Annotated in this window: 19 protein-coding genes, 1 rRNA gene and 3 pseudogenes; 9 read left to right on the top strand and 14 right to left on the bottom strand. The window is 71.4% G+C overall.

What is annotated here, in order from left to right; genetic code table 11:
* Positions 1–25: 25 nt before the first annotated feature.
* Both BJF85_RS12970 and BJF85_RS12965 read right to left on the bottom strand, forming a co-directional pair.
* Entirely contained in the window at positions 26–862 is an 837-nt protein-coding gene (locus tag BJF85_RS12970) for a VOC family protein (protein ID WP_075847715.1), read from the bottom strand.
* 72 nt (positions 863–934) lie between these two features.
* Entirely contained in the window at positions 935–2,335 is a 1,401-nt protein-coding gene (locus BJF85_RS12965) for an NAD(P)H-quinone dehydrogenase (protein ID WP_075847713.1), read from the bottom strand.
* An 86-nt stretch (positions 2,336–2,421) separates the two neighbouring features.
* Here BJF85_RS12965 and BJF85_RS12960 point away from each other — a divergent pair, with 86 nt between their 5' ends.
* Entirely contained in the window at positions 2,422–2,874 is a 453-nt protein-coding gene (locus tag BJF85_RS12960; protein ID WP_075847751.1) for a gamma-glutamylcyclotransferase, read from the top strand.
* Between the two features lie 67 nt (positions 2,875–2,941).
* Here BJF85_RS12960 and BJF85_RS12955 read toward each other — a convergent pair whose 3' ends face one another.
* From BJF85_RS12955 to BJF85_RS30080, 6 genes and pseudogenes are all read right to left on the bottom strand, one after another.
* The gene (locus tag BJF85_RS12955) at positions 2,942–3,883 is read right to left on the bottom strand and encodes an endonuclease domain-containing protein (protein ID WP_075847711.1); all 942 of its coding nucleotides are present in this window, start codon (positions 3,881–3,883) and stop codon (positions 2,942–2,944) included.
* A gap of 164 nt (positions 3,884–4,047) precedes the next feature.
* Complete coding sequence (locus BJF85_RS12950; protein ID WP_075847709.1) at positions 4,048–5,349, bottom strand: amidohydrolase; 1,302 nt, start codon at positions 5,347–5,349, stop codon at positions 4,048–4,050.
* A 266-nt stretch (positions 5,350–5,615) separates the two neighbouring features.
* The gene (locus tag BJF85_RS28465; RefSeq protein ID WP_075847707.1) at positions 5,616–6,032 is read right to left on the bottom strand and encodes a hypothetical protein; all 417 of its coding nucleotides are present in this window, start codon (positions 6,030–6,032) and stop codon (positions 5,616–5,618) included.
* Complete coding sequence (gene meaB / locus BJF85_RS12940) at positions 6,029–7,045, bottom strand: methylmalonyl Co-A mutase-associated GTPase MeaB (protein ID WP_255375599.1); 1,017 nt, start codon at positions 7,043–7,045, stop codon at positions 6,029–6,031. Before meaB ends, BJF85_RS28465 begins: the two co-directional genes overlap by 4 nt.
* Entirely contained in the window at positions 7,045–9,231 is a 2,187-nt protein-coding gene (gene scpA / locus BJF85_RS12935; protein ID WP_075847705.1) for a methylmalonyl-CoA mutase, read from the bottom strand. Before scpA ends, meaB begins: the two co-directional genes overlap by 1 nt.
* A gap of 62 nt (positions 9,232–9,293) precedes the next feature.
* Positions 9,294–11,152: pseudogene (locus tag BJF85_RS30080) on the bottom strand (methylmalonyl-CoA mutase family protein); the annotation flags it as partial.
* A gap of 205 nt (positions 11,153–11,357) precedes the next feature.
* Between BJF85_RS30080 and BJF85_RS12920 the strand changes: the two are divergent.
* Positions 11,358–13,057: pseudogene (locus BJF85_RS12920) on the top strand (serine/threonine-protein kinase).
* A 64-nt stretch (positions 13,058–13,121) separates the two neighbouring features.
* The gene (locus BJF85_RS12915; RefSeq protein ID WP_255375598.1) at positions 13,122–13,922 is read left to right on the top strand and encodes a purine-nucleoside phosphorylase; all 801 of its coding nucleotides are present in this window, start codon (positions 13,122–13,124) and stop codon (positions 13,920–13,922) included.
* 516 nt (positions 13,923–14,438) lie between these two features.
* Here the strand turns inward: BJF85_RS12915 and BJF85_RS12910 are convergent.
* The gene (locus tag BJF85_RS12910; RefSeq protein ID WP_075847699.1) at positions 14,439–15,713 is read right to left on the bottom strand and encodes a helix-turn-helix domain-containing protein; all 1,275 of its coding nucleotides are present in this window, start codon (positions 15,711–15,713) and stop codon (positions 14,439–14,441) included.
* 139 nt (positions 15,714–15,852) lie between these two features.
* Here BJF85_RS12910 and BJF85_RS12905 point away from each other — a divergent pair.
* Both BJF85_RS12905 and BJF85_RS12900 read left to right on the top strand, forming a co-directional pair.
* Positions 15,853–17,555 (top strand): annotated as a pseudogene (locus BJF85_RS12905) (phospho-sugar mutase).
* 5 nt (positions 17,556–17,560) lie between these two features.
* Entirely contained in the window at positions 17,561–18,013 is a 453-nt protein-coding gene (locus BJF85_RS12900) for a flavodoxin family protein (RefSeq protein ID WP_075847747.1), read from the top strand.
* 195 nt (positions 18,014–18,208) lie between these two features.
* On the opposite strand, the gene BJF85_RS28460 is transcribed toward BJF85_RS12900, so the two are convergent.
* The 4 genes from BJF85_RS28460 to BJF85_RS12880 form a co-directional block, all read right to left on the bottom strand.
* Complete coding sequence (locus BJF85_RS28460) at positions 18,209–18,484, bottom strand: hypothetical protein (RefSeq protein WP_075847697.1); 276 nt, start codon at positions 18,482–18,484, stop codon at positions 18,209–18,211.
* Positions 18,411–18,734: a DUF3558 family protein gene (locus BJF85_RS31405; protein WP_255375602.1), complete on the bottom strand. Its 324-nt coding sequence runs from the start codon at positions 18,732–18,734 to the stop codon at positions 18,411–18,413. The genes BJF85_RS28460 and BJF85_RS31405 overlap by 74 nt, the downstream gene beginning before the upstream one ends.
* A 47-nt stretch (positions 18,735–18,781) precedes the next feature.
* Complete coding sequence (locus BJF85_RS12885; RefSeq protein ID WP_075847693.1) at positions 18,782–19,018, bottom strand: hypothetical protein; 237 nt, start codon at positions 19,016–19,018, stop codon at positions 18,782–18,784.
* A 239-nt stretch (positions 19,019–19,257) separates the two neighbouring features.
* The gene (locus BJF85_RS12880) at positions 19,258–20,745 is read right to left on the bottom strand and encodes a hypothetical protein (RefSeq protein ID WP_075847691.1); all 1,488 of its coding nucleotides are present in this window, start codon (positions 20,743–20,745) and stop codon (positions 19,258–19,260) included.
* 232 nt (positions 20,746–20,977) lie between these two features.
* On the opposite strand from BJF85_RS12880, the gene BJF85_RS30075 reads away from it, so the two are divergent.
* From BJF85_RS30075 to hisS, 4 genes are read left to right on the top strand one after another with little or no spacing between them, the layout of a single operon-like run.
* Complete coding sequence (locus tag BJF85_RS30075) at positions 20,978–21,328, top strand: LppX_LprAFG lipoprotein (protein ID WP_255375597.1); 351 nt, start codon at positions 20,978–20,980, stop codon at positions 21,326–21,328.
* Positions 21,322–21,645, top strand: coding sequence for an LppX_LprAFG lipoprotein (locus BJF85_RS30070; protein ID WP_255375596.1), 324 nt, complete (start codon positions 21,322–21,324; stop codon positions 21,643–21,645). Before BJF85_RS30075 ends, BJF85_RS30070 begins: the two co-directional genes overlap by 7 nt.
* Positions 21,646–21,663: 18 nt before the next feature.
* Positions 21,664–23,187, top strand: a complete 1,524-nt coding sequence (locus tag BJF85_RS12870) for an MFS transporter (RefSeq protein ID WP_075847689.1) — start codon at positions 21,664–21,666, stop codon at positions 23,185–23,187.
* A 46-nt stretch (positions 23,188–23,233) separates the two neighbouring features.
* Positions 23,234–24,499: a histidine--tRNA ligase gene (gene hisS, locus BJF85_RS12865; RefSeq protein ID WP_075847687.1), complete on the top strand. Its 1,266-nt coding sequence runs from the start codon at positions 23,234–23,236 to the stop codon at positions 24,497–24,499.
* A 163-nt stretch (positions 24,500–24,662) separates the two neighbouring features.
* Here hisS and rrf read toward each other — a convergent pair.
* Positions 24,663–24,754: ribosomal RNA gene (gene rrf / locus BJF85_RS12860) — 5S ribosomal RNA — on the bottom strand; the annotation flags it as partial.

Raw genomic sequence — 24,754 nt, 5'->3', positions numbered from 1 at the left:
GCACCCTGCGTTGCCGTGTTGGCGTTCAGCGTTCGATGAGGCGGAAGCTGCCGCCTCCGGGGTCGGCGACCGCCGCGAGCCTGCCTCGCGGCGAGTCGACCGGCCCGTCGTGGACCGTGCCGCCCAGGTCGACCAGGTGGGTCACGGCGGCGTCGACGTCGGTGACGGCGAAGTACGTCGTCCAGTGTGGAGGGACCTGCGCGGTCACGTCGTCCGGCAGCGCTCCGATGCCGCCGACCTCGGCGGTCTCACTGCCGGCGCCGCCGACCCCGGCGCCGGAGCCGCCCCCGAGATCGCTGCTGTCGAGATCGCTGCCGTCGACGCGGATCGTGGCGTACTCGAACGGTCCGTGGGACGGTTCGTCGAAGCCGAGACCGAACACGGCGGCGTAGAACCGTTTCGCCGCGGTGTAGTCGCGCGTGACGCATTCGTTCCAGGCCAACGCGCCGGGAACGTTCGTGATCTGCACGCCGGTGGTGCGGCCGGCCTGCCAGATGCCGAAGACCGCGCCCGTGGGGTCGGCGGCGACCCCCATGCGGCCGGCCTCGCCGACGTCGCCGGGTTCGAGCACGAGCCGTCCGCCCTCGGCGGTGATGGCCTCGGCGGTGGCGTCGACGTCGTCGGTGGCCAGGTAGGTCGTCCACGACTGCGGCGCGGCCATGCCCGGCGGCGTCGGCCCGATCGCCGCGACGGCCCGCCGGTCGACCATGGCGATCGAGTAGTGCCCGTAGTCCTCGCCGGTGTCGACGAAATCCCAGCCGAGCAGCGCCGTGTAGAAGGCGCGGGTGGCGTCGAGGTCGCCGCAGGTCAGGTCGACCCAGCAGGGAGCGCCCACCGGCCACGCGGTGTCGCGGACGGCCATGCGGCGCTCCCTTCGTCGGTCTGCGCCCAGTGTGCCCCGGCCGGCAACACCCCGCAGGTCAGACGAACGGGCTCAGGCCAGGTCGTCGTGCTGCATGAGCTGACGTCCCGCCTCGGTGATCGATCCGGACAGCGACGGGTACACCGAGAACGTCAACGCCAGGTGCTCGACCGTCAGCTGGTTCTGCACGGCCAGCGCGATCGGCAGGATGAGCTCGCTCGCCGACGGCGCCACCACCACGCCGCCGACGACCACACCGGTCGCGGGGCGGCAGAACAGCTTCACGAAACCCTGGCGGACGCCTTCCATCTTGGCGCGCGGATTGGTCGACAGCGGCAGCATGATCGTGCGCGCGGGCACCTCGCCGGAGTCGATCGCCTGCTGGCTGATGCCGACGGTCGCGATCTCCGGGTGCGTGAACACGTTCGCGGCGACCGTGCGCAGTCGGATCGGGGCGACGCCCTCGCCGAGCGCGTGCCACATGGCGATGCGGCCCTGCATGCTCGCGACCGACGCCAACGGCAGCACGCCGGTGCAGTCGCCGGCGGCGTAGACGTTGGGGGCGTTGGTGCGGGACACGCGGTCGACCGGGATCGCCCCGCCACGGCCCGGTTCGATACCGGCGCGGTCCAGGCCGATGTCGTCGGTGTTCGGCACGGACCCGACGGTCATCAGCGCGTGGCTGGCGTCGATGGTGCGGCCGTCGGAGAGGTGGATCGTCACGCCCTTCTCGGTGCGTTCGACCCGGTCGGCGCGGGCGTGCTTGACGACCGACGTGCCACGGTTGGAGAAGCTCTCCTCCAGCACGGCGGCGGCGTCGGCGTCCTCGTGCGGCAGCACGCGGTCGCGGCTCGACACGACCGTCACCTTGACGCCCATCTCGGTGTAGGCGGACGCGAACTCGGCGCCCGTGACGCCCGAACCGACGACGGCGAGGTGCTCGGGCAGCTCCGGCAGGTCGTAGAGCTGGCGCCAGTCGAGGATGCGCTCGCCGTCCGGCACGGCGCCCGGCAGCACACGCGGGGTGGCGCCCGTGGCGATCAGGACGACGTCCGCGTCGAGGACCTCCTCGCCTTCCTTGCCCTCGACCGCGATCTTGTGCGTGGCCAGGCCGGGCGCCTCGTCACAGAACCGTGCGGTTCCGTTGATCACCCGGACACCCTCGCGTTGCACGCGGGCGCGGATGTCGGCCGACTGCGCGAGCGCGAGGCCGCGGACCCGGCCGTGCACGGTCGGCAGGTCGACCCTGGTGTCCTCGAGGTCGATGTTGACGCCGAGCTCCTTGTAGCCGTGCAGGCTGGCCCGCGCTCCCGACGAGGCGATGAACGTCTTCGACGGCACGCAGTCGTAGAGCACGCAGGCGCCACCGAGACCGTCCCGCTCGACAACGGTCACATCTGCACCGTGCTGGGCCGCTACGAGAGCGGCCTCGTAACCTGCAGGTCCGCCGCCCATGATCACGATCTTGGTCACGTCAGGTGTCCTCCTCACACGCCGTCTTCGGCCCACTTTAGGCGTGGCTGGGTTTCGAGTTCCGGCGAGGCCGATACGCTGTGACCGTGCCTCTCTATGCCGCGTACGGGTCCAACATGGAACCCTCCCAGATGGCCGAGCGAGCGCCGCACTCGCCGATGGCGGGGACGGGCTGGCTGGAAGGCTGGCGGTTGACGTTCGGTGGCGAAGACCTGCTGTGGGAAGGTGCGCTCTCCACGATCGTGGAGGAGCCCGACTCGCGGGTGTTCGTGGTGCTCTACGACGTCACGCCGCTCGACGAAGGCCAGCTCGATCGCTGGGAGGGCAACGAGCTCGGACTGCACAACAAGATCCGCCTGCGGGTGCAGACCATGGACGGGTCGGTGCTGGCGTGGCTGTACGTGCTCGACGCCTACGAGGGCGGACTGCCGAGCGCCCGCTACCTCGGCGTGCTCGCCGACGCCGCCGAGGCGGCCGGCGCCCCCGCCGACTACGTCAACAACCTCCGCACCAGCCCCTGCAAAGGCATCGGCCCGTAACCAGCCCCTACCGCGAGATCTGCACCCAGCCCCGCGAGGTCTGCACCGCGGCCCGCGAGGTCTGCATTCAGCCCGGTGAGATCTGCACCGCGGCCCGCGAACGCTGCGTTCCGATATCGAAGCCGCGCTTCCGGAAGGCCTGGGTGAGCTGAGTGAGGACTCGCGAGGGCTCGACGAGGTCGTCGGCCCGGGCTCGTACGACGATCCATCCCCGACGTCGCAGGTCCTCGTCACGGGCGGCATCACGTTCACGCCTGTGCTCGTGTGCCGCATAGCCGTCGTATTCGAGCGCGACGAGCAGCTCGGGCCAGGCGAAGTCGAGGCGGTAGACCTCCCTGCCGGTGAGGTCGGTGACCGAGTACTGCTGGCCGGGGATCGGGAATCCGCCGTCGACCACGGTAAGCAGCATCGCGCTCTCGGCTGGCGACTCGGCGAGTCCGTGGGCCAGTTGGTACAGCCGGCGGGCCTGACGTCGTCCGCGCCCGCTGGTGGCTGTGCTGATCCGCGCGTCGACGAGGGCGCGGAATGCCAGGCGGTCCGACTCGTTGAGCATGCGTATCGCCTGGTCTGCGCAGGCCAGCGCGGTTCGCGGCGGGCTACGGCGCAGGACCTCGGCGACCGCCGCGTCCGGAGTCAGTACCCGCAAGCCGTTGACGTCGGCGACATCCTGCGTTTCGTAGCTCCCCCGTTGCATGAGGAGGCCTGGACGATTGCGCGCCTTGCACTCCGGAGGCACCAGCAGGTGTACGGGCGAAGCCGACCCCGCATCGCAGCCGTAGACACGGAGAGCGCTCTCGCCGGCGACGACCGAGCTCGGGCCGATCGTCAGCTGGAACGCGGCGACCCTCGTCATGAAGTCGGTCGCCCGATCGGCCTCGACGACCACCGTGCGCGAGGCGCTTACCAGCGTTCCTTCGTCGAGAACGATGCGCATCCCGCCGCGGCCGAGAACCTCCAGGAGCTCCGCACGGAGATACGCGCCGTGCACGCTTCTCGGTAACTTGGTCATGCCGTCAGACTGTCCGACGGATCACGCCAGAACCGGACTCATCCCCAATTTGTGGATAACTCCCGCTGATGTGGATAACTCGACATCAGCGCTCCACAGGCAGGCACGCAGGTCTCGCGGGTCTGGATGCAGGTCTCGCGGGTCTGAATGCAGATCTCGTGGGGTTAGGGGGTTAGGGCCTTGAGGGCTGTGTGGATGAGGACTCGGGTGCCGGTGAGCAGGGCACGTTCGTCGGCCTCGAAGGTGGGCTGGTGCAGGTCGCGCTGGGGGCCCTCACCGGGCCAGACGCCGAGGCGCGCGAACGCGCCGGGGACGTGCTGGAGATACCAGCCGAAGTCCTCGCCGCCGGACGACTGCGCCGTGTCGACGAGCGCGTCGGAGCCGAGCGCGGCCGCGACGCCCTCGCGCAGCAGGCCCGTGCTCTCGGGCTCGCTGACGACGGGCGGCACGCCCCGCAGGTAGTTCAGCTCGTAGCCGACGCCGAGCGGCGCCAGGAGCGACTCCACGCCCGACTCGACGAGCGATTCGAGCTGCTTCCACGTGTCCTCGTCGGCGGTGCGCAGCGTGCCGCGCAGCAGGCCGTCCTGCGGGACGGCGTTGGCCGCCTCCCCCGCGTGCACCGATCCCCACACGAGCACCGTGCCCGAACGCGGGTCGACGCGGCGCGAGAGCAGCGCCGGCAGCGACGTGATGACCGTGCCGAGCGCGTGCACCAGGTCGGCGGTCAGGTGCGGCCGGGACGTGTGCCCACCGGGCGAGGTCAGCCGCAGTTCGATCAGGTCGGCGGCCGAGGTCAGCGCGCCGACGCGGGTGCCGACCTTGCCGACCTCGACGCGCGGGTCGCAGTGCAGGCCGAAGATGCGGTCGACGTCGTCGAGGTGGCCAGCGCGGATGACGTCGAGGGCGCCTCCGGGCATGACCTCCTCGGCGGGCTGGAAGATCAGCCGCACGCGGCCCGGCAGCCGGTCGGCGCTCGCCAGGGCGAGCCCGGCGGCCAGGACGATCGTGGTGTGCAGGTCGTGGCCGCAGGCGTGGGCGGCGCCGTCGACGGTGGAGGCGAACGGCAGTCCGCTCGCCTCGGTGAGCGGCAGGGCGTCGAGGTCGGCGCGCAGCGCGACGCACGGCTCCCCCTCGCCGATGTCGCAGACGAGCCCGGTGCCGGACGCCATGACCTGCGGTGCCAGTCCCGCGGAGCGCAGCAGTCCGGCGACCAACTCGGTCGTGCCGTACTCGCGGCGGGCGAGCTCGGGGTTGGCATGGATGTGCCGCCGCCAGGCGAGGATGTCGGCCGCGTGCTCGGCGAGCCAGGTCTCGAGCCACTCGGGCCCTCTGCCCGCGCCGAGATCGGCCACCGGCGCCACGCTCACCCCTGCCTCGGTGAGCACGGCGTCGGACGAATCAGCCGGAACCCCTTCTCCCGGAAGCCCTTCCCCAGGAAAGCCGGCCCGCGAGTCGAGAACGGTCACACCACACCTCCGCGCGACGTCGCACGTCACCGCATCCGTTCACGGCCGCGGACGTCGCTTTCAACACCTCTCGTCCAGTGTTGCACCGAACAGGTGAGCACGAGACCCGGATGTCGTAGCGGCGAGACCGACGGTAGGCAGATTGCGCCGAGCGGCGAGCGGAAGTTCACTCGGCGACGGCGCGGCGTCGACGACCGACCACTGAACGCGGCCGAATGCTCACTGACCTGCGAACTCACCCGTCGGTGTGACTTCGAGGGAAGCCGTCAGCCGCCGTCCTTCCTGGCCCGCTTCCGACGGATGACGCGGCCCCAGATGATGATCCCCAGCAGTCCGGCGGCGATGAGCGCGACGACGAACTTGCTCCGCGCGTTCTCGGCGTCGGCGCGGGTCTGCGGGTCGAGTTCGGGCCCCGAGTCGTCCTGCGCGAGCGATCCGACGGCCGGGCCCGCAGCGGCACCGGCGTAAGCGCCGGCCCCGACGCCGCCGGCACACTCGACGGAACGCCCACCGAGGCACTCGCCGACGCAGCACTCACCGAGGCGCTCGCGGTGGCGGCCGACAGGGCCATGCCGGCCAGCACCAGAACCACGACGGCGAGCACGGCGGCCACGAGGCGGAACGGGGACAGTCGGGTAGCAGGCATCACAGCCAGTGTGCCCCTGAATCGCCGGTGTGGTCACCCGCCACGCGGATGCTCGCCGAACCCGTACCCGAATGCGCCGAGGATCCGTTCGGCGGCGAGGGTGGCGGTGATGCGGCCGTCGCGGACGTCGCGTTCGACCTCGGGCACGACGGCCTGCACGTCGGGGTGCTCGCCGAGCCGGTCGAGCAGCTGGTCGCGCACCATCGCCCAGGTCCAGTCGACGAGCTGGCGGGAGCGTTTCGCGTCGAGTCCGCCGGAGGCTTCGAGGGTCGTGCGGTGCTCGCCGATGGTCGCCCACACCTCGTCGAGCCCGTCGCCGGTCATGCCGCTGCAGGTCAGCACCGGCGGGGTCCATTCGGCGTCGGGTCCGTAGAGCATCCGCAGCGCGCCGGACAGTTCGCGCGCGGCCTTGCGGGCGTCGCGCAAATGGTCGCCGTCGGCCTTGTTGACGGCGATGACGTCGGCGAGTTCGAGGACGCCCTTCTTGATGCCCTGCAGCTGGTCGCCGGTGCGGGCGAGGGTGAGGAACAGGAAGCAGTCGACCATGCCCGCGACGGTGACCTCGGACTGGCCGACGCCGACGGTCTCGACGAGCACGACGTCGTACCCCGCGGCCTCCATCAGCACGATCGTCTCGCGGGTGGCACGGGCGACGCCGCCGAGCGTGCCGGACGTCGGCGACGGTCGGATGAACGCCGACGGGTCGACGGCCAGGCGTGCCATGCGGGTCTTGTCGCCGAGGATGGACCCGCCGGTCCGGGTGGACGACGGGTCGACGGCCAGGACGCCGATGCGGTGGCCGTCCTCGGTCAGCCGCGTGCCCAGCTGGTCGATGAAGGTCGACTTGCCGACCCCGGGCACGCCGGTGATGCCGATCCGCCGGGACCCGCCTGCGTGCGGCAGCAGTTCGACCAGCAGTTCCTGGGCCTTGCGGCGGTGTTCGGGCTTGGCCGATTCGACGAGGGTGATGGCCCGCGACAGCATGCCGCGGTCGCCGGCCCGGACACCCTTGGCGTACGTCGCGACATCGATGGCGTTGCGGCCCGCCACTAGCCTTCCTGCTCCAGCTGGTCGAGCAGGTCGACCGCGGCGTCGGCGATGACCGTGCCGGGGCCGAAGATCGCGGCGGCGCCCGCGGCGCGCAGCTCGCCGTAGTCCTGCGGCGGGATGACGCCGCCGCACACCACGAGGATGTCGCCGCGGCCGAGCGCGGCGAGTTCGGAGCGCAGCGCGGGAACGAGCGACAGGTGGCCCGCGGCCAGCGACGACACGCCGACGACGTGCACGTCGGCCTCGACGGCCTGCGCGGCCACCTCGGCGGGCGTGGAGAACAGCGGTCCGACGTCGACGTCGAAGCCCAGGTCGGCGAACGCGGAGGCGATCACCTTCTGGCCGCGGTCGTGACCGTCCTGGCCCATCTTGGCGACGAGGATGCGCGGCCGGCGCCCCTCCTGCTCGGCGAACGCGTCGACGCGCTCGCGGGCGGCGTCGATCCCGGCGCCGCCCTCGGACTTGCCGGCTTCCTCGCGGTACACACCGGAGATCGTACGAATCTGCCCGGAGTGGCGCCCCCACGCCTGTTCCAGCGCGCCGGAGATCTCGCCGACGGTGGCCTTGGCGCGCGCCGCGTCGATGGCGAGCTCGAGAAGGTTCCCCTCCCCCTCTGCGGCGGCGGTGAGCCGGCGGAGTGCGTCCTCGACGGCGCCGGAGTCGCGTTCGGACCGCAGCCGTTCCAGTTTCTCCAGCTGCTGCGCGCGGACGTCGGCGTTGTCCACCTTGAGCACGTCGATCTGCTCGTCGGTCTCGGGCCGGTACTTGTTGACGCCGATGACGGGCTGGCGTCCGGAGTCGATGCGCGCCTGGGTGCGGGCGGCGGCCTCCTCGATGCGCATCTTCGGGATGCCCGCGTCGATGGCCTTGGCCATGCCGCCGGCGGCCTCGACCTCCTCGATGTGCGCCCACGCGCGGCGGGCGAGGTCGTGGGTGAGCTTCTCGACGAACGCGCTGCCGCCCCACGGGTCGATGACGCGCGTGGTGCCCGATTCCTGCTGCAGCACCAGCTGCGTGTTGCGGGCGATGCGGGCGGAGAAGTCGGTGGGCAGTGCGAGCGCCTCGTCGAGGGCGTTGGTGTGCAGCGACTGCGTGTGTCCCTGCGTGGCGGCCATCGCCTCGACGCAGGTGCGCACCACGTTGTTGTAGACGTCCTGGGCGGTCAGCGACCAGCCGGAGGTCTGCGAGTGGGTGCGCAGCGACAGGGACTTCGCGTTCTGCGGGTCGAACTTCTTGACCAGCTTGGCCCACAGCAGCCGCGCGGCGCGCAGCTTGGCGACCTCCATGAAGAAGTTCATGCCGATGGCCCAGAAGAACGACAGCCGTGGGGCGAACGCGTCGATGTCGAGGCCGGCTCCCTCGCCCGCGCGCAGGTACTCGAGTCCGTCGGCGAGCGTGTAGGCCAGTTCGAGATCGGCGGTCGCTCCCGCCTCCTGCATGTGATAGCCGGAGATGGAGATCGAGTTGAACCGCGGCATGCGTTGCGAGGTGAACGCGAAGATGTCGGAGATGATCCGCATCGACGGCTGCGGCGGGTAGATGTAGGTGTTGCGGACCATGAACTCCTTGAGGATGTCGTTCTGGATGGTCCCCGCGAGCTTCTCGGGCGCGACGCCCTGTTCCTCGGCGGCGACGACGTAGAGCGCCATCACCGGCAGCACCGCGCCGTTCATGGTCATCGACACCGACATCTTGTCGAGCGGGATGCCGTCGAAGAGCTGGCGCATGTCGTAGATCGAGTCGATCGCCACGCCGGCCATGCCGACGTCACCGGCGACGCGCGGATGGTCGGAGTCGTATCCGCGGTGCGTGGCCAGGTCGAATGCCACCGACAGGCCCTTCTGCCCGGCGGCGAGGTTGCGGCGGTAGAACGCGTTGGACGCGGCCGCGGTGGAGAATCCGGCGTACTGGCGCACGGTCCACGGCTGGTTGACGTACATCGTCGGGTACGGGCCGCGCAGGAACGGGGCCGCGCCGGGGTAGGTGTTCAGGAAGTCCACGTCGGACAGGTCGTCGGCGGTGTAGAGCGGTTTGACGCCGATGCCCTCGGGTGTCTCCCATTCGAGCGCGTCGGCGCCCTTGCCGGTGGCGGCCTGCACGGCCTCGGCCCAGCGCTTGCGGTCACCGGCGGCGGGTGCGCCGAGGTCGACGTCGGAGAAGTCGGGGATGCTCCCGGGGACAGTCATCGCGCCACTCCATCCTTGAGGGAGACATCGTTACGGGTGTCGGTGTCGGTGGAAGCGGTATCCACACCGAGCCGGCCGAGGATGCGGGTCAGCGCGTCGAGCACGTTGCTGCCCATGCGGATCGTGCCGTCCACCTCGACGCCGTCGGGGGCCTTGCCGGCCAGCCACACCTCGGCGGCCCCGGCCTCGCGCAGCGCGGCGGCGACGTCGGCGGCCTGCTCGGCGTAGGTCGCGTCGGCACCGCACAGGATCGCCACCGGGCTGCCGTTCTCGCGGAACCGGGCGACGAGGGTGTCGAGGTCGGCGGTCTCGCCGGGGTCGAGGGGCTCGATGCCGCCCGCGCGCAGGAAGTTGGCGGTGAACGTGGCCCGCGCAGTGTGTTGGGCGAGCGTGCCGAGCGTGGCGAGGAAGACGGTGGGCCGGGTACCGGTCGCGGCGAGGTGGGCGTCGGCGGCGTCGCGCAGCGCCTCGTACTCCTGCGCGTACCGCACCCGCGGCAGACCACCCTCGCCCGAGTCGTCCACTGTGGAGGGTGTGCGGTCGAGGAGTTCCTCGTCGGCCAACGGGAACTCGCTGACGCCGGTGATGGGGTCCTTGCGGGTGGCGATGCGGGCCGAGCGGGCGTTCCACGTCTCGGCGAGCCGGGCTGCCAGTGCGCCGGAGTCGAGTTCGGCGGTGATGCCGCCCGCCTTCTCGATGGCGGTGAACTCGCGCCAGGCGGCGTGGGCGAGCCGGTCGGTGAGCGTTTCGACGTACCAGGATCCGCCCGCGGGGTCGACGACGCCGGCGAGCCTCGTCTCCTCCTGCAGGATCGACTGGGTGTTGCGGGCGATCCGCAGGGACAGGTCCTCGGGGCGGCCGAGCGCGTCGTCGAACGGCAGCACGGTGACGGCGTCGGCGCCGCCGACGCCCGCGGCGAAGCAGGCGATGGTGGTGCGCAGCATGTTCACCCACGGGTCGCGGCGGGTGAACATCGCCGGCGAGGTGACCGCGTGCTGGCGCATGGCGGCGCCGTGCCCGGTCACGCCGGACACCTCGGCGACGCGGGCCCACAGCCTGCGGGCGGCGCGGAACTTGGCGATCGTGAGGAACTGGTCGGCGGTCGCGGCGAGGCGGAAGTCCAGCTGCGCCGCGGCGGTGTCGGCGTCGAGTCCGGCGGCGGTGAGCGCCCGCAGGTAGGCGACGCCGGCGGCGATCGTGGCGCCCAGCTCCTGCGCGTCCGAGCCGCCTGCCTCGTGGAACGGCAGTCCGTCGGCGACGACGGCCCGCAGCTGCGGATACCGGGCGGCGGCGCGGGCGCCAGTTCGGCGGCGGGGGCGAGGTCGTGGGCGGTGCCGGTGCGGGCGTGCAGGCCGACGGGGTCGGCGCCGAGGTTGCCGCCGACCTCCGCGTCGGGCACGCCCTGCTCGGCGTGCACCTCGAGCAGCGCGTCGGCGGCGGCGACGTAGTCGGCGCCCGCGTCGAGGGTCACCGGGGCCAGGTCGGGACGCACCTCGTTGAGCGCGTCGGCGAGGCCGTCGACCGGCAGGCCACCGCGGCCGACGCGCAGCCAGACGGACGTGACGCCGCCCTCGAGGTCGGCCAGCAGCTCGCGGTTCACGGCCCGCACGTCGGCGTGCCCGTGGCGGGCGCGGACGTCCCAGCCGGTGCCGACGTTGCCGTCGGGGCGGCGGCCGCGCACGAACGGCGACAACCCGGGAAAGCCGGACTCCGGCACCTCGCCGTCCGCCACGTCGGAGGCGGTGTACAGCGGCTGGATCTCGATGCCGTCGTACGTCGTCGTGGTCAGCAGGCTCTCCGGCGGGCCGTCGAAGCCCTCCGGCAGTGCGCCCGTCTTGGTGAGCACCCCGGCGACGAGACGCTGCCAGTCGGCGCGTTCGGCCTGGTCGAACTCGGCAGCGAGCGGCAACGTCTGTTCCATACGGTGATGGTAGGACGCGGCGCCCCACGTCAAGTGTGAGGCTGATCGCGAGGTCGCCTCGCGCGCCGCCCGTCACGGGCACGCGTTCGTGGGAGGCCCGGGCGCCGCCGGGCGGCCGAGCCGACAGAATAGGTGCGTGTCCGCAGACCAGCCCCGTGTCGTCGCAGGCCGTTACCGGCTCGAATCCGTGCTCGGTTCCGGTTCGATGGGCACGGTCTGGGTCGCCCACGACGAGTTCCTGCAGCGTCAGGTCGCGCTGAAGGAGGTGCGGGTCCCACCGGGTGTGCCCGCCGAGCAGGTCGCCGAGCTGCGGGAACGCACGCTGCGGGAGCGCGCGCCATCGCGGTGCTGTCTCACCCGAACGTGGTCGTGCTGCACGACGTGGTGCGGGAGGGGCACGATCCGTACGTCGTCATGGAGCTGCTGCCCTCGCGCAGCCTCGCGTCGGTCGTCGAGCAGGAGCCGCTGACCACGGCGCAGGCCGTGACGGTGGCCGAGGCGGTGGCCGCGGCCCTCGAGGCGGCGCACACGGCGGGCATCACGCACCGCGACATCAAGCCGGGCAACGTGCTGATCGCGCGGGACGGTCGGATCAAGCTGACCGACTTCGGCATCGCGCGCAACGTCTCCGAGGTGACGATGACGCACACGGGGATGATGCTCGGCTCCCCCGCGTTCATCGCCCCGGAGGTCGCGTCCGGTGGGGCGGTGACGTACGCGGCGGACCTGTGGGGCCTTGGCGCGACGCTGTTCGCCGCGACGGAGGGCCGCCCGCCGTACGACGAGGGCGGCGATCCGCTGGCCACGGTCACGGAGGTCGTGCGCGGCAATCCGCCGCGGCCGTCGGCGGGACCGTTGGCGCCGGTGATCCAGGGCCTGATGGACAAGGATCCGTACCGGCGGATGCCCCTCGCCGAGGTGCGGCGCAGGCTCCGGCCGCTGCTGCCCGCGCACGGCACCGACGTGTTCCCGGCGGCGCTGTTCGACGAGTACGACAAGCCGGGCAAGCACGCGTTGCGCGAGGGGCCTGCGGACCGGGACGCCGGCGCCACGCAGATCATCCCGCGGCTGCCGGTCGACGAACCCGAACCGGTGGAGGCGTTGGAAGCCGCCGGGGCGGCCTCGGCGGCCTCCCCCGCGCCGGCCGCCGGCGGTGAACTGGCCGCCGATCCGGGGCCGTTGCCGTTCCCGCCGAGCGGTCCGCGGCATGCGGCCGAATCGGCCGCGGGGACGCCGTCGCGGCGCAAACTGGTGCTGATCACCCTCGCCGTCACCGCGGTGTTCCTCCTGGCCACGGCGGGCGGGTTCCTGTTGATCAGGTCGGTGTCCGGGCAGTCCCTCGGACCGCCGGAGCGCCCCGCGGGCGGCTCCGCCGACCAGGCGGCGATGGCCACCGTCGAGCAGCAGCCGTTGCAGGTCCGCCACGGCGACGCGACGAACCTCCGCGGCGCGAAGGGCGGCCTGTTCACGGTGCGCGTCCCGGCGGACTGGCAGCGGTTCATCACGCAGCAGCCCGCCGACGTGCTGCCGACGAGCACGCGCATCCAGTTCGTGTCGATGGACGGTGCGCGCACGCTCGACGTCGAGCGGTACGCCGGCGAGGACCTGCCGACCGACCAGTACGTCTCGCTGCTGCGCGCCTCGTGGAACGCCGAGGACTTCACGCTCGTGCAGCAGGAACCGCTCGACGAACGGGACGGCGTGCGCATCGCCTACCGCACCGCCGAACGCGGCAGCGGCGAGGACGGCGAGACGCGCGCGATCAACCGCACGACGACGGCCGAGGTGTTCACCACCAGCACGGGGTTGTGGGTCGTGGGCGTGACCGTGCCGCTGGACCAGGAACGGCTGGGCCGGCAGGAGTTGTTCGACCGCATCGTGCCGACCTTCCGCCAGACCGACTGACCAGGCCCGACTCAGACCGACGCACACGGACCGACCGGGTGACCGCGGCCGTAACATCGGCGCCGTGACTTCCCCATTCATCACCAGCGAGGCCCACGAGGCCGCCGAGACCATCGCCACGCGCACCGGCGTGGACCGCCACGACATCGCCGTCGTCCTGGGGTCGGGGTGGCGCCCGGCCGCCGACATCATCGGCGCCCCGGACACGGAGATCGAGCTGGACGACCTGCCGGGCTTCGAGAAGCCCGGCGCCGTGGGCCACGGCAGCACCGCGCGGTCGCTTCGGCTGGGCGACAAGCGTGCACTCGTGCTGCTGGGCCGCACCCACCTGTACGAGGGCAGGGGCGTCGCGAGCGTCGTGCACGGCATCCGCACGGCCGCGGCTGCGGGCGTGGGCACGGTCCTGCTGACCAACGCGGCCGGCGGCCTGCGCGACGGATTCGAGGTCGGCCAGCCCGTGATCATCGCCGACCACCTGAACATGACGGCCACCTCGCCCGTCACGGGCGCGAACTTCGTCGACCTCGTCGACCTCTACTCGAACCGCCTGCGCGACGTGTCCAGGACCATCGACCCGTCGCTGGCCGAGGGCGTCTACGCGGGCCTGCCCGGACCCCACTTCGAGACGCCGGCCGAGATCCGCATGCTGCGTACCCTCGGCGCGGATCTTGTCGGCATGTCGACCGTGCTGGAGGCCATCGCGGCGCGCGCCGCGGGCCTGGAGGTGTTCGGACTGTCGCTCGTGACGAACCTGGCGGCCGGCATCACCGGCGAGCCGCTCAGTCACGAGGAGGTCATCGAGGCGGGCAAGGCGTCCGCCGAACGCATGGGCGCATTGCTGCGCGACCTGGCCACGCAGGCCTGAGTCCCCGGTATCGAGAACCCGGCGGCGAAACCGAGTAGCTGGAAACCCCTGCGTCGCACGTCCGCGGGCCCGTGACCGGAGACGGTCGCGGGCCCCGGGCGGCGACTACTTCGAGGTGGTCGTGCCGGTGATGATCGGCACGTCGGTGACTTCGGTGCACATCGTCGGGAGTCCTTTCCTGATGGCGGACGGTGCCCGCAGGCCGTGGACGCACCGCCGATGGCGGGTGACAGCGCTGTCGGGCGTCCCGGATGAGGCTCCACGGGTGAAACCAACTCGAACCGACGACAAATCTGTCCGACACCGGCCGGCGCGACAATAACCCGATCGAGTAGGCCGGTCGGACGATTCGCCCAGCTTGTCACGTCATGACAAAACTGCATCTTGCATCGCTCACATCGGCGCAGCCGAATCGGACTTGAGGGTGTTCTACACCACTGCAAACTCGAGGAAAATTCAATAATCCTGGTGCGGGCAACCATGCCCGGCGGCCGTGACGATTCGATTCACGACAATTCAGACGCCGGATGCTGTCGCGCGCCGCAGGAGGTCCTGCGCGAGCAGTCCGGCGGCGAGCCACACCCGCCCGTCCGGGTCGTACATCCGGTCGCCGTAGAGCTCCTCGAGCTGGTGCACGCGGTACCGCACGGTCTGCGGGTGCACGGCCAGCTGCGCCGCGATGTCGGGCGCGCTGCCGCGACGGCGGATCCATTCCAGCAGCGTCTCGGCGAGGCGTTCCCGCTGGCGCCGGTTGACGCCCGACAGCGGGGCCAGCGCCCGTTCGCCGAGCAGACGCGCCAGCGGCGGATCGCTGAGCAGCCACAGCGTGAGCAGGTGCTCGTCGCCGACCAGCGGCAGGTCGACCTGCTCCCCTGCCTGCCCGTCGACCTGCCCGTCGACCGCAGTGTCGTCGGCGGGCGCGGTGTCGACCTCGACGACGCCGGCGTCGCGCAGTTCGACGAGCCGGCGTGCCCAGCGCAGCGAGTGCGCGGCCTCGGCGACGGGCACCACCGGGCCCTGCACGGCGCGCCAGCCGCGCAGGTCCACGGGCACGAGCGCGTCGCCGCGGTGCGGGATCACCACGCACGGCACATCGCCCTCGAGGTTGACGAGGACGTCGTCGGGCAGGTCGGGCGGGTCGGGCATGACGGTCGGGTCGTCGGGACGTTCGACGACGGCCACGGCGAGCCGGTCGGGCAGCGCCCATTCGGCGGTGCGGGCCAGCTCCTCGAGGATGTCGTCGGCGACGGCGGCCTCCTGCACGAGCACCTCGAGCAAACGCTTGCGGCGCCGTTCGAGGGCGCCCGCCGCCCTGGCCTGTGCGGCGGTGTAGCCCTCGTGGGAGAGCTCGGACAGCTCGTCGATGTAGGCGAACAGCACGCCGGCGAGCTCGACCATCGTCTCGACCTGTACCCCGGCGGCGAGGCCGATCTCGGAGAGACGTTTCCACGCGACGCGCACGCCGATCCGCAGCGACGAGTGCAGTACCTCGAGTCCGCGCCGTTCGGACGCCTCGAGCCGGCCCAGCTGCCGGAACACCTCGCGGGTGCTCTCCGAGGCGGGCGCGTTGTCGAGCAGCCGGTCGAGGAACTCGAAGATGCCCTGTTCGACGCCGTCGCGCACCGCCTCGCCGAACACGCCGCGCAGCGGCCGCTGGTACTCGGGGATCGCGTACTGGATCTGTTCGATGATCCGCTGGGCGACCGGCCCGGCGGCTTCGCGCAGCGCAGGTCCCAGCGGGGCCAGTTCCTCCCGCGCGGACGGACTCACGAGTGCGGCGTTGTGCTGCACGACAGGTGCACTTCCCTAGGTCAGAGCGTTCTCGCCACGGGCCCCGACACCCGCGCGGCAAACGGGGGCGACGCTATCGAGCCCGCCTGTTGCCTGACAACATGTTCCGGTGCCAGAGGCAGCAGAACAACCCACGCGACTGACACCCGAATTGCGGGACGCGGCCTACCGGTGGATCACCGACGATCCGGAGCAGGCGACCCGCGACGAGCTGCAGGACGTGCTCGCGCGCGCGATGGGCGCCGATCCGGACGCCGTCGCCGAGCTGACCGACCGGATGTCCGGGCCGTTGACGTTCGGCACCGCGGGGCTGCGCGGGCCGGTGCGGGCGGGTCCGAACGGCATGAACACCGCCGTCGTCGTCCGCACGACGGCCGGCGTGGCGCAGTGGTTGACCGATTCCGGGCATGCGGGCGCGACCGTGGTGATCGGCCGCGACGCCCGGCACGGTTCGGACCGGTTCGCCGCGGCCGCGGCGGAGGTGCTGACGGCGGCCGGGTTCGCCGTGTCGGTGCTGCCGGGTCCGTTGCCGACGCCGCTGTTGGCGTTCGCGGTGGACCATCTGGGCGCGGCGGCGGGCATCCAGATCACGGCCTCGCACAACCCGCCTGCCGACAACGGTTACAAGCTCTACGACCACACGGGCGCGCAGATCGTGCCGCCCGCGGACCGGCGGATCGAGGCGGCCATCGCGGCGGCCCCGCCGGCACGCGAGGTGCCGCGCGCGCAGGGCGCGCGCACGGTCGACGTCCTGGACGCCTACCTGCGCGCGGTGACGCCCCTGGCGCGCGGCGCGGAGCGGCGGGTGCGGGTGGCGGCGACGGCGCTGCACGGCGTGGGCGCCGATGTGCTGGAGACGGCGCTGCGCGAGGCCGGGTTCACCGATGTGCATCTGGTGGAGGCGCAGCGCATGCCGGACGCCGACTTCCCGACGGTCGCGTTCCCGAACCCGGAGGAGCCGGGCGCGACGGACCTGCTGCTGGAGCTGGCCGCCGACGTCGACGCGGACGTCGCGATCGCGCTCGACCCGGACGCGACCGGTGCGCGCTGGGCGTGCCCGGCCGGGACGGGACGTGGCGGATGCTGCGCGGCGACGACACGGGCGTGCTGCTGGGCGAGCACGTGCTGTCGAACGCCCTGGGTTCCGGTGCTTCCGGTGGTTCCGGTGCCGCCGGTTCGGCTGGTGACGCCCTGGTGGCGACGACGATCGTGTCGTCGTCGATGCTCGGCGCGGTCGCGCGGGCCCACGACGTCGGGTATGCGGAGACGTTGACGGGGTTCAAGTGGTTGGCGCGGGCCGGGGACGGTCTGGTGTTCGCGTACGAGGAGGCGCTGGGCGTGTGCGTGGCGCCGGGGGTGGTGCGCGACAAGGACGGCATCTCGGCGGCGGTGGTGGCGTGCGATCTGGTGGCGACGTTGCGCGCCGAGGGGCGGACGGTGCCGGACATGTTGGACGCGTTGGCGGTGCGGCACGGGGTGTTCGTGACGGATCAGGTGTCGTTGCGGATCGCCGATCTGGCCGAGCGGGAGGCGCTCATGGCGGGGTTGCGGGCGGCTCCGCCTGCGACGTTGGCCGGGGTCGACGTGGCGTCCGAGGACCTGTTGCCCGATGCGGACGTGCTGCGGTTGCGCGGCGAGGGGCCGGCGGGGGCGGTGCGGGTGTTGTTCCGACCGTCGGGCACGGAGCCGAAGTTGAAGACGTATCTCGAGGTGAGCGCGCCGGCCCCGGCGTCGGCCGACGGGCTGCCCGCGGCGCGGGAGCGGGCTGCGGCGTTGTTGGCCGAGCTGCGCGGTGAGGTGGAACGACTGTTTGCCTCGGGCCCTGCGACGGGGGCAGGGTGACGGACGTGGCCACGTTGCTGATCGTGCATCACACGCCGTCGCCGGGCATGCAGGCGATGTTCGAGGCGGTCGTGTCGGGTGCGACGGATCCGGAGATCGAGGGTGTGGACGTCGTGCGCCGGCCGGCGTTGTCGGCGTCGGCGGCGGACGTGCTGGCGGCGGACGGTGTCCTGTTGGGCACGCCCGCGAACCTGGGATACATGTCGGGCGCGTTGAAACACTTCTTCGACACGGTGTACTACCCGTGCCTGGATGCGACGCGGGGCCTGCCGTTCGGCTACTACGTGCACGGCAACGAGGGCGTCGAGGGCGCGGAGAAGGCCATCGCGACGGTGACGACGGGCCTGGCGTGGCAGCAGGTGGCGTCCCCGGTGACGGTGACGGGCCAGCCGAGCGCGGACGACACGGCGGCCTGCTGGGAACTCGGCGCGACGACGGCGGCAACGCTGATGCAGTGAGCGCCGTGCGGTGGTGCGGCCGGCGTTGGTGCGGTGACGGACGTGGTGTGACGGACGCGCGACACGACCGCCCACGGTGGTGCAAGATGCCGCCGCGAACCCGGTACGGTGCGAATCACGGGCCCCGCCACCTCCCCCTCGCGGCGGGGCCCGCCCCATGTCTCGGGGCGCGGTTAGCCCGACGGAAGCCCGGGCTCAGCCCTGAGGCACCCGCGGTTCGACGATCTCGACAAATGTGTTCGCCAGTTCGCACGAAGGCTCGGTCTGGGGACCGCTTACGACGACGTCGACGCGGGATTTGTCCGTGACACCGATGGCGATGGTGCAGCCGCCAGGAGCGGGGGCACGCATGTACTCCCGCCCACCTTCCTCCGCAGGTTGCAATCCCTCTCCGAGGTCATTGACGTCGTTGACGCCGCCGTCCTCCCGGATCGCAACCCCCAACGGTGGGCTTGCGTTCAGCAGTGCCATCGGCCGTGGCCGGCCAAGTGCAAACGCGGGCCGTTCCGGATTCGCTCGGCTGCGGCTCATCGACATCCGCGTGCGGCTGGATCTCTGACATCTCGAGCAGCGAGCACGGGTCGAGTTGCGAGAGTTCGCCGTTGGGCGCCGACGGCGCCGCGCTTGTAGCTGCAGGAGGGGTACTCGGTGGTGCGTTGTCCGCTTCCGGCGTTCCACTCTCCGCGTCGGAACATCCGGATAGGGCAATGATGCCCACCATCGCAAAGGCGGGCATGGCTACGTGCGGACGACGCACTGGGCAAACTCCTACGTGTTGAAGGTGCTCTTCTGATCGTCTTCGGCCCGCCGGTAGTTCTCCATCGCCGTCCTGAGGGCCTCATCCGACTGGCGGAGGGTTTCCAGCAATTGGTCGAGCACCGGAAGGAGTCCCTGGGCGCCACTGTTGCTCTGCTGAACGTGGCGCGCGACCTGCTCCGCATACGGCCCCGTGCCCAACATCGGCTGTTGGCCAAGATATTGCGCTTCCTGCATGATCGTAAACAAGTCGGACTGCGCCTCCGCCAGGGCTTCCTGGATAGCTTCGCCGCATCCTCGCTGACACGGAAGCCGTTGCCCTTGGCTGCATCAAGCAGCGCGGTGGATTGCTCCTTGACCTTGCCCACGTCTGCGCCGATAGCCGCACCGACACCCATCGTCTTGCCGGCGCTGCTGGTGGACTCTGGGATCGGGCCGAAATCAGGCATGTCGGTTCCCCTCCGTCAAATGTCTGATGTGGTCGGTGGTCACTCGCCGATGACCGGCGGGGCGGTGCGCTGGTCGGTGCCGAACAGGCTGTCCGGGTCGGCCTCGACGAGCCACGACGGGCGCTGGTGCTCTTCCTCGTCGCCGCCCTGCTGGTTCGGACGTGCGCCGGCGCCGCCCATCATTCCGGCGCCACCCGCACCGCGGGCACCACCACCGGCCGCTGCCGCCGCACCCGGGCCTGCACCGGCGCCGCCCATGCCGGGCTTCGCCGCGCCCGAACCGGAACCGGCACCGGGCGCGCCGCCGGCAGCACCAGCAGCACCCTTCGCCGCACCCGCGGCCGAACCACTGCCGCTACCGGTCGGACCGAAACCACCCGCTGCCGCGGGACGGCCGAGCTTCGAGTTGTAGGGCGTGTTGCCACCGGCCGCCCCACCACCGGCCACGGGGCCGACGGGGCCCATGCCACCGAAGCCAGCACCGGCGCCCGGAGTACCCGTGGGCATCCGCGCTGCCGGAGCGTTCGCGCCACCGGGTCCGGTGCCGACCTGGCCCTGCCCCGTGGTGTTGCCGGGCATCGGCGTGGGCACCACGCCCGGGTTACCACCGGCCGGACCGCTCACGTTGCCGGGACCGCCGCCGCCCGGGATCACCGGCGCGCCACCGGTCGGTCCGCCGCTGAAGCCGGACGCACTGGTCGTCGCGTCCCCGGGGATGTCGATCACGCCGGTGCCACCACCGATACGACCGTCACCGCCACCACCGTTGGTGAACTGCGGCGGCGGGGAATACGCGGGCTGTTTCGAGGCGGCGTCGTAAAGATTGCCGTCGTAGGTGTTCATCACCTGCACGGCCTCCTGGTGCGCGGCATCGGCCTGCTCGCGCTTCTCCACGGCCTGCTGGAACGCGCCGATCGGGTTCACCGGGTTGGACTTCATCGCCTCGCCGAAGTCACCCATCAGACCGTGGGTCTCGACCGGTTCGGGCATCGAGTTCTTCGCCGTCTCGGCAGCGTTCGACTGGGCGTAGGTCGCCTCCGATGCCAGGCGCGCGTTGGTGGCCGTCGAGTCGGCCCACGTAGACATTTGGCCGAAGTAGCCGAAGGCGTTCTCGGCGGCCTCGCCTTCCCACTCGTGCCGCGTCTTGCCGACGCTCTCGTTCATCCGTTCCGACAACCGCTGCAGCACCGTGTTGATGCCGTGCAGGATCGTCGACATCTCGTTCAGCTGACCGGGGTCGATGTTCTGGGTAACGAAACCCTTGAGCTCGGCGTGCTGGCGACCGTCGTAGTGCTGGCCGGACGCGGTCAGTCCTTCCATGACATCCGCGTCGCCGACCAGCTCCTCGATCTGCTGCTCATTCATGCCGGCGGCGCGCATCTGGGCGATCGCTTGCCCGAGCGGCATGCCAAACGGGGTGCTCTGCATGCCCTGTGCGTGGAGCATCGCCTCGCGCTGCTGCGGCGACATGTCCTCGAAGGCTGCCGTATCCGCTGGGCCCTGCTGGCTGCCCTGGAACTCTGGCATGGCTCTTACCCCCACTTGATCACTGCGTGGCCGTCGGCATCCACCGGGTCACGATACGTGGACGCAGGAAACGTGTCAGCGGTTCCCCGGAATTGTAGGCATTAGGTCGGTGCCTCAACTTGACAACCGCGAAGATCACTGCGAGTACCCGACCACCGACCCACACGCCCCGCGCCCACAGACGTCACACCGCCAGGTCGGCGGGGTGATACCGCCCAGTACGGTCACCCGTATGCGCACACGTCGACTTCTCGCGGGTTCCCTTGCCGCCGCGGCTCTGACCGCGACCGCCTGTTCCGGTTCCGACGCATCGCTGCCCGACGGTGCGCAGCTCGTCGACGACGCCGCCGCGGCGACCGCCGAGATCGACAGCACGCACTTCGCGCTGCAGGTCAACGGCGACATCCAGGGCCTGATGATCCAGTCGCTCGACGGCGACCTCACCGCCGACGGCGACGCCGAGGGCAGCGGCACCCTCACGCAGGCCGGCCAGCTCGTCGAGATCGACTTCGTGCTCGTCGACGACACCCTGCACATCAAGGGTCCCACCGGCGGCTACCAGCAGCTGCCCGAGCGATGGTGACCAGCGTCTACGACCCGTCCGCGATCCTCGACCCCGAACGCGGCGTGGCGAAGCTCATCGAGAGCCTCGACAGCCCCGAGACCACCGCGCGCGAGGAGGTAGACGGCGTCGAGGCCCTCAAGGTGGAGGGCAAGCTCGAACGCGACGTGCTCGCCGAGATCCTCCCCGGCGTGCCGTCCGCGGCCGACGTCGCGTTCTGGCTGCGCGACGACGACACCCGCCTGCCCATCAAGGCCACCGCCACGTTCGGCGACGCGACCGTCGACATCTCCCTGTCCGACGTGAACGAACCCGTCGACGTCACCCCGCCCGAATAACCCGACCGGCCGCCACCCGTGACACCGACACCCGACACCGCACCCGCCACCCCACAGCGCGGACGGACCCTCGCCATCAGCGCCGGCGGGCTCGCGGTGCTGCTCGGCGCGCTCGACACCTACGTCGTCATCGGCCTGCTGCGGCAGATCATCGAGGACCTGCAGGTCCCGCTGAACCGCATCGAACGCCTCACCCCGATCGTCACCGGCTACCTGCTCGGCTACGTCGCCGCGATGCCGCTGCTCGGCCAGGCCTCCGACCGCTTCGGCCGCAAGACCCTCCTGCAGGCGTGCCTCGGCACGTTCATCGTCGGGTCCGTCATCGCGGCCCTCGCCGAATCGGTGCCGATGCTCGTCACCGGCCGCGTCATCCTCGGCATCGCCGGTGGCGCGCTCCTGCCCGTCACCATGGCCCTCGCCGCCGACCTGTGGGCCCAGCGCAACCGCGCGGGCGTGCTCGGCGCCGTCGGCGGCGCGCAGGAACTCGGCAGCGTCCTCGGCCCCGTGTACGGCATCGCGATCGCCGCGATCGCCGGCTGGCGCGCGGTGTTCTGGGTCAACGTGCCCCTCGCGCTGCTGGCGATGCTCGTCATCCACCTCACGCTGCGCGGCGGACGTCCCGAGACGCGGCAGAAGTCCGACCTCGTCGGCGCCTCGCTGCTGGCCGTCACGCTGGGCCTGCTCGTCGTCGCCCTCTACAACCCCGAACCGCAGGACCAGGTGCTGCCGCCGTGGGGGCTCGGCACGCTCATCGCCGCGGCCGTCGTGTTCGCCGCGTTCGTCATCTGGGAGATCAAGGCCCGCACCAAACTGCTCGACCCCACCGGCGTGCAGCTGCGGCCGTTCTTCGCCGCGCTCGGCGCCAGCCTCGCCGCGGGTGCCGCGTTGATGGTGACCCTCGTCGACGTCGAACTGTTCGCCCAGACCCTCCTCGGCCAGCACGACACCGGCGCCGTGCTGTTGCTGCTGCGCTTCCTCGTCGCCCTGCCCATCGGCGCCGTGCTCGGCGGACTGCTCGCCGGCCGCATCGCCGAACGCTGGGTCGCCTGCGCCGGACTGCTCCTCGCCGCGTTCGGGTTCTGGCTGATGTCGCACTGGCCCGCCGACGTACTGTCCAGCCCCCACGAGCTCGGCCCGCTGCTGATCCCCCGCCTCGACACCGATCTGGCCATCGTCGGACTCGGGCTGGGTCTGGTGATCGCGCCCCTGTCGGCCGTGGTGCTGCGGGTCGTGCCCGACGGCCAGCACGGCGTCGCGTCCGCGGGCATCGTCGTCGCGCGGATGACCGGCATGCTCGTCGGCATCGCCGCCCTGTCGGCCTGGGGACTGCACCGCTTCCACAGCATCACCGCCGACCTCGACGTCCCGCTGCCGATGCTCTACCCCGACGACGACGCCTACCAGCGCGCCATGGCCGACTACACCGCCGCCGTGCAGGACGCGATGCTCACCCAGTACACGGAGATCTTCGCGCTCACCGCGCTCGTGTGCCTCGCCGGCGCTGCACTCGCCCTGCTCAGCGCCCCACGACGTCCTCGATAGACTCGGCGGGTAATCCTGCCCGTACAGCTGTTCAAGGACTTTCCTGGTGAAGATCGACAACAGCCCCGCAAGGGGAACCCGTGACCTGCTCCCAGCGGCGGTGGCGGTGCGTGACCATGTGCTGTCGACGATCACCGAGGTGTACGGCCACTACGGCTACCAGCGCATCGAGACGCCCGCGCTGGAACGCATCGAACGGCTGTCCGGCGGCCAGGGCGGCGAGAACGAGAAGATGATCTTCCAGGTTCTCCGTCGCGGGCTGCCCGAACGCCTCGACGCCGGGGCCCAGCTGTCCGAGCTGATCGACATGGGCCTGCGGTTCGACCTCACCGTGCCGCTGGCCCGGTTCTACGGCCAGCACCGCGCCGACCTGCCCATGCCGTTCCGGTCGTTCCAGTTCGGACCCGTGTGGCGCGCCGAACGGCCCCAGAAGGGCCGCTACCGGCAGTTCTACCAGTGCGACATCGACATGGTCGGCGAACCGGGCATGCTCGCCGAGGCCGAACTGATCGAGGCGACGACGCAGGCGCTGAACCGGATCGGCCTGACGGGGACGACGGTGCGCATCTCCGACCGCCGGTTCCTGTCGGCCCTGGCCGCCGAGGCCGGTGTGCCCGCCGAGGCGCAGGACGGCTTCTTCATCACGCTCGACAAGCTCGACAAGGTCGGCTGGGAAGGTGTCGCCGCCGAGCTCGACAAGCGCGGCTTCGGCTCCGACGTCACCGCCGCCGCCCGCGAACGCATCGACGCCCTCGGCGACGTGCCCGGCGACAAGCTCGTCGACACCCTCGCCGACGTCGTGCCCAGCCTGCCGCAGGCCGTGCTCGACGACCTCGCCACCACGTCGGCCTGCCTGGTCGACATCGGCAGCGAACAGGGCGTCACGTGGGAGTTCGACCCCACTCTCGTGCGCGGCATGGGCTACTACACCGGGCACATCTTCGAGGTCACCGCGCCGGGTGCCGCGGGCTCCGTGGCCGGTGGCGGACGGTACGACCAGCTCATCGGCCGCAGCCTCGGCACCGACGTCCCGGCGTGCGGGTTCTCGATCGGGTTCGAGCGCATCGTCGACCTGCTGTCCGAACCGCCCGTGCAGGACCGCCTGGCGCTCCTCTACGACGCGGAGGTTCCGACGTCGACGGTGCTCGCGACCGCGCGGGACCTGCGCGCCGACGGCCGGTCCGTCGCGCCCGTGCCGCGCAGCGGCAAGTTCGCCGCCCAGCTCAAGCGCATCGACACCGCCGGGTTCACCTCGTTCGTCCACCTCCGAGCCGACGGCGACGGTGGCCTCGAGGAACGCCCCGTCACGTAATCGCACGGGCCCGAAACAGAAATGGGCCGGCCGCGGAGATCCGCGCGGCCCATTTCTGTGTCTGTTTTGTCTTATCGTGAGTGGGTGCGTACGAACAAGGGAAAGGCCCGTGGGCGACCATGACGGTCAGCTCCAACGGGCCTCTCACCTTTTATTATGTTGAGTTCGGCGGTGTCCTACTCTCCCACACCCCTACGAGTGCAGTACCATCGGCGCTGGCAGGCTTAGCTTCCGGGTTCGGAATGGGACCGGGCG

The organism is Saccharomonospora sp. CUA-673 (assembly GCF_001942305.1).
Classification (GTDB): Bacteria; Actinomycetota; Actinomycetes; order Mycobacteriales; family Pseudonocardiaceae; genus Prauserella.
Note: the sequence above shows the minus strand (reverse complement) of the source record. Positions and strands in the feature narration are given on the sequence as shown.

What these genes read in the sequence shown, in the direction of transcription:
- BJF85_RS12955 (WP_075847711.1), bottom strand. Translation starts at nt 3,883, where the DNA reads ATGACCAAGTTACCGAGAAGCGTGCACGGCGCGTATCTCCGTGCGGAG.
- BJF85_RS30070 (WP_255375596.1), top strand. Translation starts at nt 21,322, where the DNA reads ATGGTGACCAGCGTCTACGACCCGTCCGCGATCCTCGACCCCGAACGC.
- BJF85_RS30075 (WP_255375597.1), top strand. Translation starts at nt 20,978, where the DNA reads ATGCGCACACGTCGACTTCTCGCGGGTTCCCTTGCCGCCGCGGCTCTG.
- BJF85_RS12970 (WP_075847715.1), bottom strand. Translation starts at nt 862, where the DNA reads ATGGCCGTCCGCGACACCGCGTGGCCGGTGGGCGCTCCCTGCTGGGTC.
- BJF85_RS28460 (WP_075847697.1), bottom strand. Translation starts at nt 18,484, where the DNA reads ATGGCACTGCTGAACGCAAGCCCACCGTTGGGGGTTGCGATCCGGGAG.
- scpA (WP_075847705.1), bottom strand. Translation starts at nt 9,231, where the DNA reads ATGACTGTCCCCGGGAGCATCCCCGACTTCTCCGACGTCGACCTCGGC.
- BJF85_RS31405 (WP_255375602.1), bottom strand. Translation starts at nt 18,734, where the DNA reads ATGGTGGGCATCATTGCCCTATCCGGATGTTCCGACGCGGAGAGTGGA.
- BJF85_RS12880 (WP_075847691.1), bottom strand. Translation starts at nt 20,745, where the DNA reads ATGCCAGAGTTCCAGGGCAGCCAGCAGGGCCCAGCGGATACGGCAGCC.